The 16,595-nt window shown below is 68.8% G+C and carries 15 protein-coding genes; 9 read left to right on the forward strand and 6 right to left on the reverse strand.

The annotated features are described in order from the left end of the window. Window positions 1–2 precede the first annotated feature (2 nt). Window positions 3–980 carry a phosphotriesterase family protein gene (locus AC5Y4Q_RS09270; protein WP_064920204.1) on the reverse strand — a complete coding sequence of 326 codons (978 nt, stop codon included), beginning with the start codon at window positions 978–980 and terminating at the stop codon, window positions 3–5. Between the two features lie 19 nt (window positions 981–999). Next, entirely contained in the window at window positions 1,000–1,458 is a 459-nt protein-coding gene (locus AC5Y4Q_RS09275) for a MarR family winged helix-turn-helix transcriptional regulator (RefSeq protein ID WP_064920205.1), read from the reverse strand. A 130-nt stretch (window positions 1,459–1,588) separates the two neighbouring features. Between AC5Y4Q_RS09275 and AC5Y4Q_RS09280 the strand changes: the two genes are divergently transcribed. The 6 genes from AC5Y4Q_RS09280 (at window position 1,589) to AC5Y4Q_RS09305 (ending at window position 6,077) form a co-directional block, all read left to right on the forward strand. After that, on the forward strand, window positions 1,589–2,686 hold the full coding sequence (locus tag AC5Y4Q_RS09280; RefSeq protein ID WP_499958785.1) for an LLM class flavin-dependent oxidoreductase: 1,098 nt from the start codon (window positions 1,589–1,591) through the stop codon (window positions 2,684–2,686). Window positions 2,687–2,691: 5 nt separating this feature from the next. Continuing rightward, a complete protein-coding gene (locus AC5Y4Q_RS09285; RefSeq protein WP_234786310.1) occupies window positions 2,692–3,270 on the forward strand; it encodes a CE1759 family FMN reductase in 579 nt (192 codons plus the stop codon). 12 nt (window positions 3,271–3,282) lie between these two features. Next, window positions 3,283–3,879, forward strand: a complete 597-nt coding sequence (wrbA, locus tag AC5Y4Q_RS09290) for an NAD(P)H:quinone oxidoreductase (RefSeq protein ID WP_064920222.1) — start codon at window positions 3,283–3,285, stop codon at window positions 3,877–3,879. Between the two features lie 70 nt (window positions 3,880–3,949). After that, window positions 3,950–4,399 (forward strand): hypothetical protein, encoded by a 450-nt coding sequence (locus AC5Y4Q_RS09295; protein WP_064920208.1) that lies wholly within the window; start codon window positions 3,950–3,952, stop codon window positions 4,397–4,399. 53 nt (window positions 4,400–4,452) lie between these two features. Beyond that, on the forward strand, window positions 4,453–5,136 hold the full coding sequence (locus AC5Y4Q_RS09300) for a TetR/AcrR family transcriptional regulator (protein WP_064920209.1): 684 nt from the start codon (window positions 4,453–4,455) through the stop codon (window positions 5,134–5,136). Continuing rightward, entirely contained in the window at window positions 5,133–6,077 is a 945-nt protein-coding gene (locus tag AC5Y4Q_RS09305) for a R2-like ligand-binding oxidase (RefSeq protein ID WP_064920210.1), read from the forward strand. Before AC5Y4Q_RS09300 ends, AC5Y4Q_RS09305 begins: the two co-directional genes overlap by 4 nt. Window positions 6,078–6,084: 7 nt before the next feature. On the opposite strand, the gene AC5Y4Q_RS09310 is transcribed toward AC5Y4Q_RS09305, so the two are convergent. Further along, entirely contained in the window at window positions 6,085–7,461 is a 1,377-nt protein-coding gene (locus AC5Y4Q_RS09310) for an NADP-dependent succinic semialdehyde dehydrogenase (protein WP_499958704.1), read from the reverse strand. A gap of 110 nt (window positions 7,462–7,571) precedes the next feature. Here AC5Y4Q_RS09310 and AC5Y4Q_RS09315 point away from each other — a divergent pair, with 110 nt between their 5' ends. After that, window positions 7,572–8,501 (forward strand): hypothetical protein, encoded by a 930-nt coding sequence (locus AC5Y4Q_RS09315; RefSeq protein WP_064920212.1) that lies wholly within the window; start codon window positions 7,572–7,574, stop codon window positions 8,499–8,501. 75 nt (window positions 8,502–8,576) lie between these two features. Here the strand turns inward: AC5Y4Q_RS09315 and AC5Y4Q_RS09320 are convergent, their stop codons facing one another. Further along, window positions 8,577–12,824, reverse strand: coding sequence for an alpha-(1->3)-arabinofuranosyltransferase domain-containing protein (locus AC5Y4Q_RS09320; protein ID WP_499958706.1), 4,248 nt, complete (start codon window positions 12,822–12,824; stop codon window positions 8,577–8,579). A gap of 58 nt (window positions 12,825–12,882) precedes the next feature. After that, a complete protein-coding gene (locus tag AC5Y4Q_RS09325) occupies window positions 12,883–13,056 on the reverse strand; it encodes a DUF2613 domain-containing protein (RefSeq protein ID WP_019738802.1) in 174 nt (57 codons plus the stop codon). Window positions 13,057–13,190: 134 nt separating this feature from the next. On the opposite strand from AC5Y4Q_RS09325, the gene AC5Y4Q_RS09330 reads away from it, so the two are divergent. Then, window positions 13,191–14,378, forward strand: coding sequence for a glycoside hydrolase family 3 N-terminal domain-containing protein (locus tag AC5Y4Q_RS09330; protein ID WP_082952468.1), 1,188 nt, complete (start codon window positions 13,191–13,193; stop codon window positions 14,376–14,378). 76 nt (window positions 14,379–14,454) lie between these two features. Continuing rightward, window positions 14,455–15,081 (forward strand): TetR/AcrR family transcriptional regulator, encoded by a 627-nt coding sequence (locus AC5Y4Q_RS09335; RefSeq protein ID WP_064920213.1) that lies wholly within the window; start codon window positions 14,455–14,457, stop codon window positions 15,079–15,081. Window positions 15,082–15,100: 19 nt separating this feature from the next. On the opposite strand, the gene AC5Y4Q_RS09340 is transcribed toward AC5Y4Q_RS09335, so the two are convergent. Then, a complete protein-coding gene (locus AC5Y4Q_RS09340; RefSeq protein ID WP_499958709.1) occupies window positions 15,101–16,567 on the reverse strand; it encodes a PE-PPE domain-containing protein in 1,467 nt (488 codons plus the stop codon). Between the last annotated feature and the right edge of the window lie 28 nt (window positions 16,568–16,595).

The raw sequence follows: 16,595 nt of genomic DNA on the forward strand, positions 1-16,595 counted from the left end.
GCTCAGTAGGCCCCGGAGGTCTCGAAGATCTTGCGCGGGTTGTCCACCAGCATGGTGCGCAGCTGGTCGTCGGTGACGCCGCGCTGCCGCAGCGCCGGAATCACGTCATTGTGGATGTGCAGGTAATGCCAGTTGGGGGCGGCCACCGAGCTCAGTTCACCGGGCAGCGCGTCGAAATAGCAGTTGGCGTCGTGGGAGAGCACCATCTTGTCGGCGTGGCCGCGCTCGCACAGCTGCGCCACCGTGTTGACCCGGTCCTCGAACGGCAGGATTAGGTCGATGCCGAATCGGTCCATGCCCAGATACGAGCCGGCCGCGATCAGTTCTTCCAGGTAGCCCAGGTCGGTGCTGTCCCCGGAGTGCCCGATGACTACGCGGGACAGGTCGACGCCCTCTTCTTCGAAGATGCGTTGCTGTTCCAGGCCGCGCCGCAGCCCGGCGTGGGTGTGGGTGGAGATCGGTACGCCGGTACGCCGGTGGGCCTGGGCGACCGCGCGCAGCACCCGCTCGACACCGGGGGTGACGCCGGGTTCGTCGGTGGCGCACTTGAGGATCGCCGCCTTGACCCCGGTGTCGGCGATGCCGGACTCGATGTCGCGGACGAACATGTCGGCCATGATCTCCGGGCCGTCCAGCATGGTGCCGGGCCCCCGGTAGTGGAAGAAGAACGGCACGTCGTTGTAGGTGTAGACGCCGGTGGCCACCACGATGTTCAGGTCGGTGCCCGCGGCGACCCGAGCGATGCGCGGAATGTAGCGGCCCAGCCCGATCACCGTCAGGTCGACAATGGTGTCGACTCCGGCGGCCTTCAACTCGTTGAGCCGGGCGATCGCGTCGGCCACCCGGGCGTCCTCGTCGCCCCAGGCGTCCGGATAGTTCTGCGCGATCTCGGTGGTCATGATGAACACGTGTTCGTGCATCAGGGTGACGCCGAGGTCGGCGGTGTCGATCGGTCCGCGAACGGTGTGACATTGCGACATGGGGTGATCGTAGGGACGTCTAGCCGTCGTGTACGAGATTGTCGCGGATCTGTGCGTAGGCGTGGGCGAACAGTTCCACCTCACGCGGGCTGAGCAGATCGAAGAGGTTGGCGCGCACCGCGTTCACGTGCCCGGGCGCCGCCTCGCGCAGCTTCGCCATGCCCGCCTCGGTGAGCTCGGCGTACTGCCCGCGTTTGTCCTCCTCGCATTTGACCTGGTGGACCCAGCCGGCGTCGGTCAGCCGTTTGACCGCTCGGGTGACCCCGCTGCGGGTCGTAACAGTGATGTCGGCCAGCTCGTTCATCCGCATCCGGTGCTGCGGGGCCTCGGACAACAGTGCCAGGATCTCGAAGTCGGGCAGGTTGAGCCGCGCGTCGGTGGCCAGTTGCCGGTCCAGGGCACGTAGCAGCAGTCGGGTGCTGTCGAGGTACCCGCGCCACATCCGATGTTCCTCCGGGCTGAGCCACTGCGTGTCCATGCCCACCACAATAGTTGATTTTGGAACGAGTGTCCCGGCGGTAGCGGCCGGAATAATGGGAAACTAGTTTCGTTGTCAACTATCAGCTAGAGTAGCCAACATGAGGAGGGCAGGCGTGTCGAGCACTGGTATGCAGTTCGGCATCTTCACCGTCGGCGATGTCACCGCCGACCCCACCACGGGCCGCAAGCCGACCGAAGCCGAGCGGATCAAAGCGACCGTGGCGATCGCCAAGAAGGCCGAGGAGGTGGGCCTGGACGTCTTCGCCACCGGCGAGCATCACAACCCGCCGTTCGTGCCCTCGTCGCCGACCACCCTGCTGGGTTACATCGCGGCCCAGACCGAACGGATCCAGCTGACCACCGCCACCACGTTGATCACCACCAACGACCCGGTGAAGCTGGCCGAGGACTACAGCGTGCTGCAACACCTCGCCGACGGCCGGGTCGATCTGATGCTGGGGCGCGGCAACACCGGCCCGGTGTACCCGTGGTTCGGCAAGGACATCCGGGCGGCCCTGCCGCTGACGGTGGAGAACTATCAGCTGTTGCGCCGGCTGTGGCGCGAGGACGTCGTCGACTGGGACGGGGAGTACCGAACTCCGTTGCACGGGTTCACGCTGGCGCCGCGCCCGCTGGACGGGGTTCCCCCGTTTGTCTGGCACGGTTCCATCCGCAGTCCGGAAATCGCCGAACTGGCCGCGCATTACGGCGATGGCTTCTTCGCGAACCACATCTTCTGGCCGCCGTCACACACCAAGCGGATGGTGCAGCTCTATCGTCAGCGCTTCGAGCACTACGGCCACGGCGGCGCCGACCAGGCGATCGTGGGGCTGGGCGGGCAGGTGTTCATGCGGGCCAACAGTCAGGACGCGGTGAACGAGTTCCGGCCCTACTTCGACAACGCCCCGGTCTATGGGCACGGCCCGAGCCTGGAGGAGTTCAGCGCCCAGACCCCGCTGACGGTCGGCTCACCACAACAGGTGATCGACAAGACCCTGGGCTTCCGGGACTACGTCGGTGACTACCAGCGCCAACTGTTCTTGATAGACCATGCGGGCCTGCCGCTGAAGACGGTGCTGGAACAGCTCGATCTGCTGGGTGAGCACGTTATCCCGGTGTTGCGCAAGGAATTCGCGATCGGCCGGCCGGCGCACGTTCCCGACGCGCCGACGCACCGGTCGCTGGTTGCGGCCGCGCGTCGGCCCGAGATCCGGGAGGCGTCTTGAAACTGGTGGTGATCAGCGGTGGGCTGGGTGAGCCGTCGTCCACCCGGCTGCTGGCCGAGCGGCTAGGCGAGGCGGTGCGCGCCAAGCTCGGCCATGGCGACATCGACATCATCGAGCTGCGTCACCTGGCTCGGGCGATCACCGATGCCATGCTGACCGGGTTCGCCGCGCCGGAACTGGAGCAGGTGTTTGAGACGGTCGCCGGCTGCGACGGGCTGATCGCGGTGACGCCGACGTTCAACGCGACCTTCAGCGGACTGTTCAAGTCGTTCTTCGACGTACTTCCGGAGCAGACCCTGAACGGCACGCCGGTGCTCATCGCAGCGACCGGCGGAACCGAGCGGCACTCCCTGGTGCTCGATCACGCCCTGCGGCCGATGTTCAGCTATCTGCACGCTTTGGTGTCACCCACCGGGGTCTACGCCGCCACATCGGACTTTGGTGCGCGTGGGCTGGACGAGCGGATCGCCCAGGGGGCCAACGATTTCGCGCGAATTGTACAAATGTGCGCGCCCGGCCGCGGCGAAGCGGTCAGCGCCGAACTCGATGAGATGCACCGCCTGCTTGCAGGCGCCCAACAGTAAGGAGCAGTGAAAATGACGAAGTTGGCGGTTATCTACTACTCGGCCACCGGACACGGCACGGCGATGGCGCAGCGGGTGGCGAAGGCGGGTGAGGCGGCGGGCGCCGAGGTGCGGCTGCGGCACATCGAGGAGACACGGGACCCGGCCACCTTCGCGCACAACCCCGCGTGGACGGCCAACTACGAGGCGACCAAGGACCAACCGGCCGCCACCGGCGACGACATCGTCTGGGCCGATGCGGTCATCTTCGGCTCGCCCACCCGGTTCGGTTCTCCGGCAGCCCAATTGCGGACGTTCCTCGACTCGCTGGGCGGGTTGTGGGCCCAGGGGGCGCTCGCCGACAAGGTCTACGCCGGCTTCACCTCCAGCCAGACCGAGCACGGCGGGCAGGAGGCTACGCTGCTGAATCTCTATGTGTCCCTGATGCACTTCGGCGGGATTCTGGTGCCGCCGGGTTACACCGACCCGGTCAAGTTCGCCGACGGCAACCCCTACGGGGTCGGGCACGTCACCGGCCCGGACAACCAGAACGAGCTGAACGACGCCACTCTCGCCGCGCTCGATCACCTGGCCACCCGGGTGGTGGGCGTCGCCGCCAAGCTGGGTTGACCAGCGGCTCGCGATTGACCCAACTCCTCCTCGGGTAGACCACGGCCACCTACGAGATGGAGATTCGCCAATGAAGATCTTGATGCGGCTGCGTCACCTTCCGGTGCGGCTGGCCACCGGGGCGTTCATTCTGGACGCCGGAATCAACCACACCGAACCCGACGAACAGACGGCCCAACAGGTACACGGGATGGCATCCGGTACCTACCCGTTCCTCTCATCGTTCGACCCGATGGCCTTCACCCGGTTGCTCGGCTACGCGGAGGCGGCGTTGGGCGCGGCACTGCTCATCCCGGTGGTGCCGTCGATGCTTGCCGGGGCAGGTTTGGTGGGGTTCTCCGGTGGCCTGCTGGGGATGTACCTGCGGACCCCGGGGCTGCGGCGCAGGCAGAGCCTGCGTCCGACACCGGACGGCATCCCGCTGGCCAAGGACTCCTGGATGCTGGCCATCGGCGCCGGGCTGATCCTCGACGAACTGCTGTCACGCACACGCAGACCGGCCGCCGTCGCCCCCTTGTGACGTGATGCACCTCACACTAGGATGACCAGTGGTCATTCCAGTGAGGTGGTCCGATGCCGACGGTGACGTGGGGACGGGTCGACCCGGTACGCCGGGCCGCCGTGCTGGAGGCCGCCGAAGCGGAGTTCAGCTCGCGCGGCTTCTCGCACGGCAGCCTCAACGTCATCGCCCGGCGTGCCAAGGTTGCCAAGGGCAGCCTGTTCCAGTACTTCGCCGATAAGGCCGACCTGTACGCGTTCGTCGCCGACACCGCGGGTCAACGGGTGCGCTCCCACATGGAGCGAAAGATCGTCGAACTCGACTCCAGCAGGCCGTTTTTCGAATTCCTCACCGACATGCTCGACGTGTGGGTCGCCTACTTCGCCGATCACCCGCGGGAGCGGGCCCTGCACGCCGCCGCCAGCCTGGAAGTCGACACCGACGCCCGGATCAGTGTGCGTACGGTCATGCACCGGCACTACCTGGAGGTGCTACGCCCCCTGGTACGTGAGGCACGCGACCGCGGCGATCTGCGCGCCGACGCCGATACCGAGGCGCTGCTGTCGCTGCTGCTGCTGATCTTCCCGCATCTGGCGCTGGCCCCCTACGTGCGGGGAATCGACCCCATCCTCGGACTCGACGAGCCCACCCCGGAACAACCGGCCCTGGCGGTACGCCGGCTGGTCGCCGTGCTGGCCGCGGCATTCGGCGGCGAGACAACTCGCCCTCGGCACCCATCGGAGGAGGCAGTTCCATGACCCGTACCCATTTCGACTCCCTGGCTGCGGGCGGACTGAATTGGGATAGTCTGCCGCTCAAGCTCTTTGCCGGTGGCAACGCGAAATTCTGGAACCCCGCCGACATCGACTTCTCCCGTGACCGCCAGGACTGGGAATCGCTGACCGACCGGGAACGCGATTACGCCGTCCGGCTGTGCGCGCAGTTCATCGCCGGTGAGGAGTCGGTGACCCAGGACATCCAGCCGTTCATGGCGGCGATGCGCGCCGAGGGCCGCCTCGGCGACGAGATGTATCTGACCCAGTTCGCCTTCGAGGAGGCCAAGCACACCCAGGTGTTCCGGATGTGGCTCGACGCGGTCGGGATCACCGAGCAGCTCGACAGTTACCTGGAACCGCTGCCGACCTATCGGCGGATCTTCAACGAAGAGCTGCCGGAATCGCTCGCCGCGTTGTCGAGTGATCCGTCACCGGCGGCGCAGGTGCGCGCGTCGGTGACCTACAACCACTTCGTCGAGGGCACGCTGGCGCTGACCGGCTACTATGCCTGGCACAAGATCTGCGTGCAGCACGGCATCCTTCCGGGCATGCAGGCGCTGGTCGGGCACATCGCCGACGACGAGCGACGCCACATGGCTTGGGGCACCTTCACCTGCCGGCGCCACGTCGCCGCCGACGACGCGAACTGGACGGTGTTCGAAGCCCGCATGAACGAGCTCATGCCGCTACTGGGCAGCTACACCGCCGAGGGAGACGCGATCTACGGTGGCGACACCCCATTCGGCCTGTCGCCCGACGTGGTGTTCAACTACGCCATGGACAAGGGAATGCGCCGCTTCGGCACGATCAGCAGCGCCCGCGGCCGCCCTGTCGGCGAAATCGACCTGGACTACTCACCCGTGCAACTGGAAGACACGTTCGCCGACGAGGACAGCAAGCTGCTGGCCGCCGCCTCCGCATGAACCGAGCTCAGGCCACCCACACCGTCTTGAGGTTGCAGAACTCGCGAATGCCGTGTCCGGACAGCTCCCGGCCATAGCCCGACCGTTTGATCCCGCCGAACGGCAACTCCGGGTAGGACACCGTCATCCCGTTGATGAAGACCTGGCCGGCCTCGATCTCGTCGGCGAATCGGCTGATCTCGGCTTCGTCGCGGGTCCAGGCGTTCGATCCCAGGCCGAACGTGGTCGCGTTGGCGATCTCGATCGCCTCATCGATGTCTGCGGCGCGGTAGACCGACGCCACCGGGCCGAACACCTCCTCGGTGAACAGCGCCATGTCACGGGTGATGTCGGTGACCACGGTCGGCGGGTAGAACCAGCCCGGGCGGTCGAGTCGCTTGCCGCCGCAGCGGATCACCGCGCCGGCCGCCGCTGCGGTGTCGACCTGCTGCTCGACCTCGTTGCGGCCCTGCTCGGTGGCCAGCGGCCCGACGTCGGTCTCCGGGTCGGTGGGATCGCCGACCCGCAGCGCCGCCATCTGATCGGTGAACTTGGCCACGAAATCGTCGTAGATGTCGGCGTGGACGATGAACCGCTTTGCCGCGATACATGATTGGCCATTGTTCTGTACCCGGGCCTTGACCGCGGTAGCCACGGCGGCCTCCAGGTCGGCGGAGGGCATCACGATGAACGGGTCGCTGCCGCCGAGTTCCAGCACGGTGTGTTTGACCTCGTCGCCGGCGATCGCCGCGACCGACCGCCCGGCCGGTTCGCTGCCGGTCAGGGTGGCCGCCGCCACCCGCGGGTCGCGCAGCACCCGCTCGACGGCGCCCGAGCCGATCAGCAGGGTCTGAAAGCAGCCGTCGGGGAAACCCGCGCGGGACAACAGGTCTGCCAGGTACAGCGCGGTCTGCGGCACATTGGAGGCGTGTTTGAGCAGGCCGACGTTGCCGGCCATCAGGGCCGGCGCAGCAAACCGGACCGCTTGCCAGAGCGGGAAGTTCCACGGCATCACGGCCAGCACCACCCCGAGCGGCTGGTAACGCGCGAACGCCCTCGACGCGTTCACCGTCGAGGCCTCGGCAGGCTCGTCGGCCAGCAGCGCTTCGGCGTGGTCGGCGTAGAACCGGAAGCCCTTGACGCACTTGAGCGCTTCGGCCTTGGCCGAGGCCAGGGTCTTGCCCATCTCCAGCGTCATCATCGCGGCGACTTCGTCGGCTTCGGCCTCCAGCAGGTCCGCGGCCGCGTGCGTCCACCGGGCGCGCTGGGCGAAATCGGTGCGACGGTAGTCGGTGAAGCGGGCTGCGGCGCGGGCGATCGCGGCGTCGATCTGCGCCTCGGTGGCTGCGGTGAACGTCTTGACGGTCTCCCCGGTCGCCGGGTTGGTGGTGGCAATTGCGGGCACGGGGTCTCCTTCGGGCGCTGCGGTGTGGCGTGTGCAGGTCCAGCCTGCCACCATCGAACCGCGTAGGCTCGCGACGAGCCAGCCTCAGACATCGATACGGGAGTCAACGGATGCGTTTCAACCCCCCGCCCAACTGGCCGCCCGCGCCGCCCGGCTGGGCGCCGGACGCCAACTGGGCGCCGGATCCGTCGTGGCCGCCGCCGCCTCCGGGTTGGCAGCTGTGGGTGGACGACTTCGGTCAGGGCGCGGCAACTCCGGTCCCCTACCCGCCCTACGGGGCGCCGTGGCCGATGCCGGTGCCCGAGCACAGGTCACGCAAGGTGCTGTGGCTTTCGCTAGCCGCGGCGGCGGTGGCGGTCGTGGTGATCGTCGGACTGGTGTTGAGCTTCGGTGGTCGCCTCACCGCCGAGGAGAAGCCCTCCCGCAAGCCCGACATCACCGAGTTGACCTCCGACATGCTGGTCGACCGGGCGTCCTTTCCGGACTCCACGGGCGGCAAGTGGATCAGCGGGGTCAACAGCGCCGGCGACACCCCTTCGGAGATGCCGAATCTGACCGTCGACCCGCCGGAATGCGCGGACTTCTACTCGAGCCCCAAGTCGGCCACCCAGACGGCGACGGCCACGTTGGCCAAGCTGCAACCCGGTGGACTGCACTCGATGAGGGTGCGCCTGGCTCTTACGCCGGACCACCCCAATCTCAAGGCGTTCCTGGACAAGTGCCAGTCGTTCAAGCAGACCTTCGAGGCCGGTGGGCGTAGCGTGACCACTGATATCCAGCTCAGCCCGCTGGACGCCGAAGGGGTGCCGCCCTGGGCGGTCGCGACGGTGATCACCAGTTCCAGCAAGGCCGCCATCCGGCTGCCGATCGCGATCACCGCTTCGACGATCTCCGGTTACTACCGTGGCGTGCTCGTCGTCGCCACCAGCAACGACATCGGGCTGCGAACCGAGACCGATGAGGCCGACGAGGCGGCGAACGCCGAGGCATTGGTGAAGCTGTTCAACACCCAGATCGAGAAGCTCGAAGCCGCACCCTGATCCCAAGTTCCCATGGGCCCCAGTGGCCCGCTGCGCCCGGCTCCGCAGGCTCCGCCGCGCTTGCGACCACCGGGGTTAGTCGCGGTGGCCCGCTGCGCCCGGCTCCGCAGGCTCCGCCGCGCTTGCGACCACCGCCGCAGTCGCGGCCAGCGCCGCCACCGAGACCAGCGCCGCCAACTGCACCCCCGCCGAATGGCCGGCATAGCCGTCCACCGACCGCCACGGATGGCGGCACAACACCGCTCCCGCCAGGATCACGCCGCCGGCACTCAACCCCAGCCGCGCCGCATCGAACGCGCGCTGCCGATGCCGCAGCACGAACAACATCACCAGCACCGCCCCGAACACCGCGGCTCCGGCGGTCCCGGCGATCAGCGCGCCGACCGTCAGCGCGCCGACCACCGCCATTCGCGGGCTGGGCCGCCAGGGCCGGGCCGGCGGCCCGGGATCGCGGACGCGCCGCGCCGGCCACCAGGCCAGCAGCGCCAACAGCGGCAAAAGGGCCAGCCCGCCGGCCATCCCCAGGTGATACATCCGGTTGGGCCCGAACTCCCAGGTGATCGTGCCGTCCGTGCCCGCCGGCACCACCCAGCCCTGCTGCCAGCCGTTCACCGCGACCGGAACCAGTGGGGTGCCATCAGGGGTGCGCGCCACCCAACCGCTGTTGATGCTCTCCGGAACGACCAGCACCCGGGAGGTCGCCGCGCCGGAAACCGTCACCTCCCGGCGAGCCGCACTCCAGGTGCCGATGACAGCGGGCGTCGTCGCGGCTCCGGCCACCTGGCGCGCGGCCGCCGGTGACGACAGCGTCGCACCGTCGACGACGAACGCCGACCCCGGGCTGATCAGCAACTCCTGTTCGCCGGGCGGCAGTGCGATCGGCTGCGAATCGCAGGGCTGCGCCGGCACCGGCTCGTCATCGAGCAGGGCGCCCACGGTGGTCGTGATCGAGGTGTGGACGAACCGCCCGGCGATCGCGATGATCGGGCCGTGCCCGCAGCCGACGCTGACTCGCCGTGACCGGTTGCGGGCGGCGTCGGCCGGGGCGACCGCACGGCCGTCGGCGCCGAGCACGCTGACCTCGGCCAGCCCCGGCGGTTTGAGCTGGTCGAAGCCGATCGCGGTTCGGTCTATCACGTCTTCCCAGGCCAACAGGCTGATCTTGACGGTGTCGGTGACCCGCGGCTGCAAGCGCAACCGCTGATCATTGGACTCCTCCAGCTGCCTGACTTGCGGGCCCGAGCCGAGATCGACGGCCACCAGCGTGGGCCGTGCCGGCAGCGGCGACCTGCTGGCGGTGAACTGCAATCCGGTCACCTCGACCGGCCGCGGCAAGCTGATGGACAGCGTCGGCGGAGATCGGTGGGCGACCACCCGCTGCGACGCCGTCCAGGAGGTACGCGGATCGCCGTCCGCGGCGGCGTACGCCGACCCGAGCACATCGAGCACATCGGCGTCGCCGTGAGCTCGTACGGTGCCCGGCTCGGCGACCAGATCGACCAGGTTGGGCCCCTGGCGTGGGCGCACCCAGACCGTCGGGGTCACCGACATCGGCCGCGGCACGTTCAGGGTGCGGCTGAAGGTGGCGGGCTCCTCGGGCTCCAGCATCATCGAGGCCGCACAGCGAACCGTCTCGGAGGTCGCCGCACACCCGGTCCGGCCCGGTAAGCCAGCCCCCAGATCCCACTGCGCCACCTGCGCACCGGCCGGTGGGGCCGGGACCAAGGCGGTGTGGCGCAGGTCGACCGGATGGGCGAAACCGGAGGCGTCGTACTGGGTGACCGACAGGTCGGTGATACCGAACTGCACGCCGGGCGATCCGTCGTCGGTGCCCGACGCCGTGATGCGCACCCAGGGCGTCTCACCGTAGGGCAGCGCGGCGGTCAGCGGCTTGCCGGCGTGGTCGAACCGCAGCGTGGTGGTGCCGTTGACCGTGGAGATCTGGATTCGGCGTACCTGCGCGCCGACGGCCGTCGCGCTGGGTGTCACGGTGATGGTGCCGTTGGTCAACGGGCGATCGAAATCCACCTGCAGCCACTGACCGACTGCCGATTGCAGTGCGTTGGACACCCACGCGGTGCCCGGGTCGCCGTCGATGGCCGCGGCCGGCGATGTCGAGGGCGCGACGTCGGGCAGTGTGGTGGCGTCCGAGGAGGAACTCGACGCGGTGAGCCGCCCGCCGATCCAGCCGCCGAAGACGGTGGCGGCACCGGGCGTCGGATAGTCCGGCACCCGGCTGTGGGTGTGGCGGGCGTCGCCGGCGGCGCGGATCGTCGACGAATGGTCGTCGACCCGGCCGTAGTCGGTCTCGCGGGCCAGGGGGGTGTCGGTGACGGTGACCCCGTGGCGGGGGCCACCCAGATCGGCGCGCCGCGCGTCGGCCGTCATCAGCACCGGGCCGAGCACCGGCCCGCCGCGCAGCCGGCGGTGCTCGTCCAGCCGCAGCAGCACCTCCGGGCCGCCCGCGACCCGCGGCATCGCGTCGAGCTCGGCCAGATACGGCGCGCCCGGATTCCCGCCGGCCCCCGAGTCGACCCGGTAGATCTCGATCGCCGGATAGGCCGGGCGCAGGCCGCTGTCGGCGACGAATCCCGGTACTGTGCCCGAGCCCACCGGCTCGCCGAACTGCGCCACCCGGTGCAGCCCCGGTGAACCGTCGACGGCGCGGTGCACCAGCAGCGGCCGGGCCGACCGCGAGGTGTCGGGATCCAGGTCGTTACGCACCACCAGATACGAAATGCCTTGCCGGGCAAGGGTATCGGCAAGCCCGGCCGACGGGCGGCCGGCGGCGAACAGGCGCTGCACCGAGTCCAGGGCCCGGATGGTCTGCGGCGGGGTCAGCGGGATCGAGTCCCGTACCCCCCACGGACCGACGTCGAGCACCTGAAGGGGTTCGTCGTGACTGTTCCCCCAGGTCTGGGTGGCGAACGGTGCCCCCGGCGCCACCAGCACCCGCCCCGGGGTCGGTCCGCCGTCACGGTGTGCGCTGAGCCAGGCCGCGGCATCGCGCCAATACTGGGGCAGTTCGGCAAACGTCCCGGGCGGGGTGAGTCGGCCGGTCCAGGCCAGCGACGTACTGACCATCAGCGCCGTCAGGAGCACCAGGCCGACCGCCGCCGCCTTGTGATGCTCGGGGTGGGCGTAGGCGCGCCGCCACACCGGCGCCGGCGTGCTGCCCGGCAGCGGGATCCGCCCCAATAGGTAGGTCAACCCCAGCACCAGCGGGATCCGGATCACCGACTCGAGCTTGTGTATGTTGCGCAGCGGGGCGCCGGCGCCGTCGAGGAACGCCTGCACCGGGTGGGCCAGCGGCGAACCCAGACCGCCGGCATAGCCGATCGCCAGCAGGGTCACCCCGATCAGCAGCATGGTCACCAGCCGCCCGGCGCCGGGCACCCCGCGGCGCAGCAGGCCGGTCAGGCCGGCGAGACCGCCGGCGGCCACCAGGCAGGTGCCCAGGATCAGCACCGGGCGGGTGACCAGCGGCGCCCCAGCGGTGGCGTTCGGTGCGACGAACGGTGTCCAGCTGTGGGTGCCGCGCAGCATCTCGGTCAGCGACGTCCAGCGGGTGGTCACGCCGGCGGATTCGATGAAGTCCAGGAACGGCGGACTCACCCGGCCCAGCAACACCAGGGCGATTACCCACCATGTCACGGCCAGCGCCAACGCCACCAGCCACCAGAAGGTGAACGACCACCAGCGCCGGTTCGGGCGATGACACAGCCACCAGATGATCGCCGGCAGACAACCCGCCAGCGTCGCGACGGCGTTGACGGCGCCCATCAGGGCAACCGCGACCCCGGCCTGGCCGGCCAGCAGGCGCACACCGCGCCCGGGGGTTTCGGTACCGCTCAGTGCCCGGATCACCGGCAGCAGGACCCACGGGGCCAGCATCATCGGCAGCGTCTCCGAGGAGATCGAGCCCAGGGTGGTCAACACCCGCGGGGATAGGGCGAAGGCCGCGGCGCCGATCAGCCGCGCCGTCGGCGTCCCGATCCGCAGCGTCTCGGCGACCCGCAGCAGGCCCCAGAATCCGACCGTGAGCAGCAGGGCCCACCACAGCCGCTGGACGACCCAGCCGGGCAGCCCAGCCAGGTCGCCGATCAGGAAGAAGGCGCCGTGCGGGAACAGGTAGCCGTAGGCCTGGTTCTGGACCTGGCCGAACGGCAGTTCGCTGCTCCACAGGTTGACCGCGCGGGCCAAGAACCGCAGCGGATCGGCGGTCAGGTCGAGTTTGGTGTCGGGGGAGATCCGGCCGGGCGCCTGCAGGAAGCTGCACGCCAAAGCGACCGCACTGACCAGCCACAGCCAGCGCCGCGACAACGGTGTTACATCCTGCGACTCCGCCTGGGGGTGGCCGGAAACTGGCGGCGTACGCAGGTCAGCCGCGGTTGCCGTATTCCACCCTGTTCAGCACCGAGGACGCCGGGTCGCCACCGGCGATCTGCGGCTTGGTGTCTTGTTGGACCATCAGGGTGACCCCGAAAACAGCCGCCGCGCCGAGCAACACCCCGACGACGATGCTGATGGCCGCCGGCACCACGAACCGAGGCATGGTCTGGCTCCTTCCGCAGTCCCGCGACGTGATCTCGGGGCACTACCAAACGCTGCCCCCGCTGAACCCCCGCCCGTCAACGTAGCATGCGGGCCCTGCCAGCCCGGATTTTCCGGCCGTGACAGCATGGTGCGATGCCCGGATCGCTGACTCGACAACTGCCCGGTCTGCTAGTGGCGGCCGTCATGCTGCCGGCGCTGGTGGCGGCCTGCTCGCACCGCTCGGAGACGCCTGCGGTGTCCTCTCCGGAGCCCTCGGAGTCCACCAAGGCCGCCGCCGCAGGGGCGGATCAGCTCTGCGAGCAGCTGGCGGCCCTGCCGATCCGGGACAAGTTGGCGCAGCTGGTGATGGTCGGGGTGCGCGATGCGGCCGATGCGCGGGCGGTGGTGACCGACCACCATGTCGGCGGCATCTTCATCGGCAGCTGGACTGAGCTGTCGATGCTGACCGATGGTTCTTTGAAGGAGATCCACGAAAGCCAAGCCCCTACCGGCCCGCTGCCGCTGGCGGTCAGTGTCGACGAGGAGGGCGGCCGGGTGTCGCGGCTGTCGTCGCTGATCGGGTCCTCGCCGTCGGCGAAGGACCTGGCCGCCACGCGCAGTGTCGCGCAGGTCCGCGAGCTGGCGGCCGAGCGGGGCCGCAAGATGGCCGACCTGGGCATCACCATCGACTTCGCGCCCGTCGTCGACGTGGTGGACGCCGGCACCGACGACGACACCGTGATCGGGGACCGTTCGTTCGGTTCGGATCCGGCCCGGGTCACCGAGTACGCCGGGGCCTACGCCGACGGGCTGCGCGATGCCGGGCTGCTGCCGGTGCTCAAGCACTTTCCCGGGCATGGGCACGGCTCCGGTGACTCGCACACCGCCGGGGCGGTGAGCACGCCGCCGTTGGCGCAGCTGCAAGACGACGACCTGGTGCCGTACCGCACTTTGGTCACCCAGGGGCCGGTGGCAGTGATGATGGGCCACCTCGAGGTGCCCGGCCTCACCGAGGACCCCGCCAGCCTGAGCCCGGCCGCGGTTGGCCTGCTGCGCACCGGCACCGACTATCACGGCCCGGCCTTCGGCGGGCTGGTGTTCAGTGACGACCTGTCGTCCATGGCCGCCATCACCGAGCACTACGGCGTGGCCGAGGCCGTATTGCGCAGCCTGCAGGCCGGTGTCGACGTCGCGCTGTGGGTGACGACCGACGAGGTCCCGGCGGTGCTGGACCGCCTCGAGCAGGCGGTCGCCGCCGGCGAACTGAAGCAGGAGGGCATCGACGCCTCGCTGGCGCGGGTGGCCGCGGCCAAAAAGCCCGGCACCCACTGCCACGGCTGATCCCAGCGTCGCCATCCGCAGAAGTTACTCTTCGGTAAGATCGTCCGTCAGGCAGAACGCGGAAGGACTCCGAGCGATGGCAGCTGGCAGCAAGCGGTTACCGCGGGCCGTGCGGGAACAGCAGATGCTCGACGCCGCCGTGCAGATGTTCTCGATCAACGGTTACCACGAAACCTCGATGGACTCGATCGCGGCGGCCGCGCAGATCTCCAAGCCGATGCTGTACCTGTACTACGGCTCCAAGGAGGAGCTGTTCGGGGCGTGCCTGGACCGGGAGCTGCAGCGCTTCGTCGAGGCGGTGCGCACCGCCATCGACTTCCAGCAGCCCCCGAAAGAGTTGCTGCGCAACACGATCCGATCATTCCTGCACTACATCGACGCCAATCGGGCGTCATGGATCGTGATGTATGCGCAGGCCACCAGCTCACAGGCGTTCGCCCACACCGTGCGGGAGGGCCGCGAGCGGATCGTGGAGTTGGTCGGCCGGCTGTTGCGGGCCGGAACCCGCAACCCCGAGCCTGGCGTCGACTTCGAGCTGATGGCGGTGGCGCTGGTGGGCGCCGGCGAGGCGATCGCCAGCCGGGTCAGCACCGGCGACACCGACGTCGACGAGGCGGGCCAGCTGATGATCGACCTGTTCTGGCGAGGGCTCAAGGAAGCCCCCGGCGGCCGTGATGGCGCGGAGAGCGCTGCCGCCGGGTAAGGGCGTTCAGGCGTGCGCCCTAGCCTGCCTGGAACAGATCCTGGAGGGTCGCGGTGATGTCTCTGATCGCGCCGTTGATGGCCAGGAATTCGAAACCGGCTGCCAGGGTGCCTAATCCGACGACGCCGGCGAGCGGCAGGCCGATGGCGTTGACGATGTCACCTTGGGCGAGTTCCTGGGCGAACACCTCGAAGGCATACGCCGGCGCCGTGGTGAGCATGGCGGTGAGGATGTCGGCGGTGGGAAGCAGCGCGGCATACGCCGTCGAGGTGACGCTGGTGAACGCGTTGACGATCTCGGTGAGGCTGGGCATCGACAGCGCCGCAACGTCTCCGGCCGATGAACCGAAAAGATCCGCCGCACTGGGGAAAGACAGATTCGACAGGTCGTTGACGAAGTTGGTCCAGCCCTGCTGCGCGCCGTTGCCCAGCGCCGTCAGGACCTCACCCCAGTTGAGGTCGGTCGGGAGAAACTCGAACGGGGTGGCCACATCGGCCGGGCCGGCCGCCCAGCCGTCGGTGATGCTGCCGTAGCCCAGGTTCACCAGGATCCGCATGCTCGGTTCCAGCAGGTCATAGAGCGGCTGGCCGATGACCGGGATGGACTGCAGCGGCATCAACAGCGGCAGGATCTCGCTGGGAATCATGAAGTAGTGGGTGTTGCCGTCGTAGCCCTCGCTCATCGGCAGTTCGATGGCCGTCGCCAACTGCTCGTCGGTCAGGTTCGGATAGATCGTGTGCTCGTAGATGATCCCCAGGACCGCGTTGAGGTCGGCCAGGAAGTTGATCGGGTACTTCGGGAAGTCGGCATAGCCGTCGTACTCGAGTGTGTAGACGGTGGTGTCCCACGGGGTGTCTTCCGGGATCGCGCCGTTGAAGGTGATGCCCAGGCTGGGGATGGTCGGGTAGCTGCCGTCGGTCAACACGTCGAAACGTTCGAACAAGCCGCCGTTGGGATTGTTGGGCGCGCCGAGCAGCACAAAGGCCAACTGGTCGGCGGTCGGCCGTTGGTCGGCGGGCAGCGCCAGCAGATCGCGCATCACCATGGTGGAGATGGTGCTGCTTTGCGAGTAGCCCAGTACGACGAGGTTGTTCCCCTCGGCGATCTGTTGGTCGATCGTGTTGTGCAGGATGGCGACGCCCTGGGCCAACGACGGATCCAGCTCGAGGCTTTTGACGCCGCTGTTGGGGTACAGGCCTTCCGGCGTGAACAGACCGTTGGTCGCGTCCACCGGGTAGCGGGGCTGGCCGTCGAAGAACGGGGTGGCGGGGTTGATGTAGCGGGCGCTCAGCGCGTCGATGTAGCTCTGGGGAGGTATCGGCAGGCCGCTGCCGCCCATGATCCACGACTCGGTGTCCAACAACTCTGCTTGCGCCAGAACCGATCTCGTCACGGCCGGGTTCAGCCCGGGTACGACGCTCAGTGCGACGGCGGGGGCGAGCGCCAGCGGCAGGAGGTTGAGAGAGCGGAGGATCCGACCGGTCATAGCGCCCGTCCTTACAATGACTTGAGCC

It is taken from the genome of Mycobacterium sp. NGS16, from assembly GCF_059813225.1.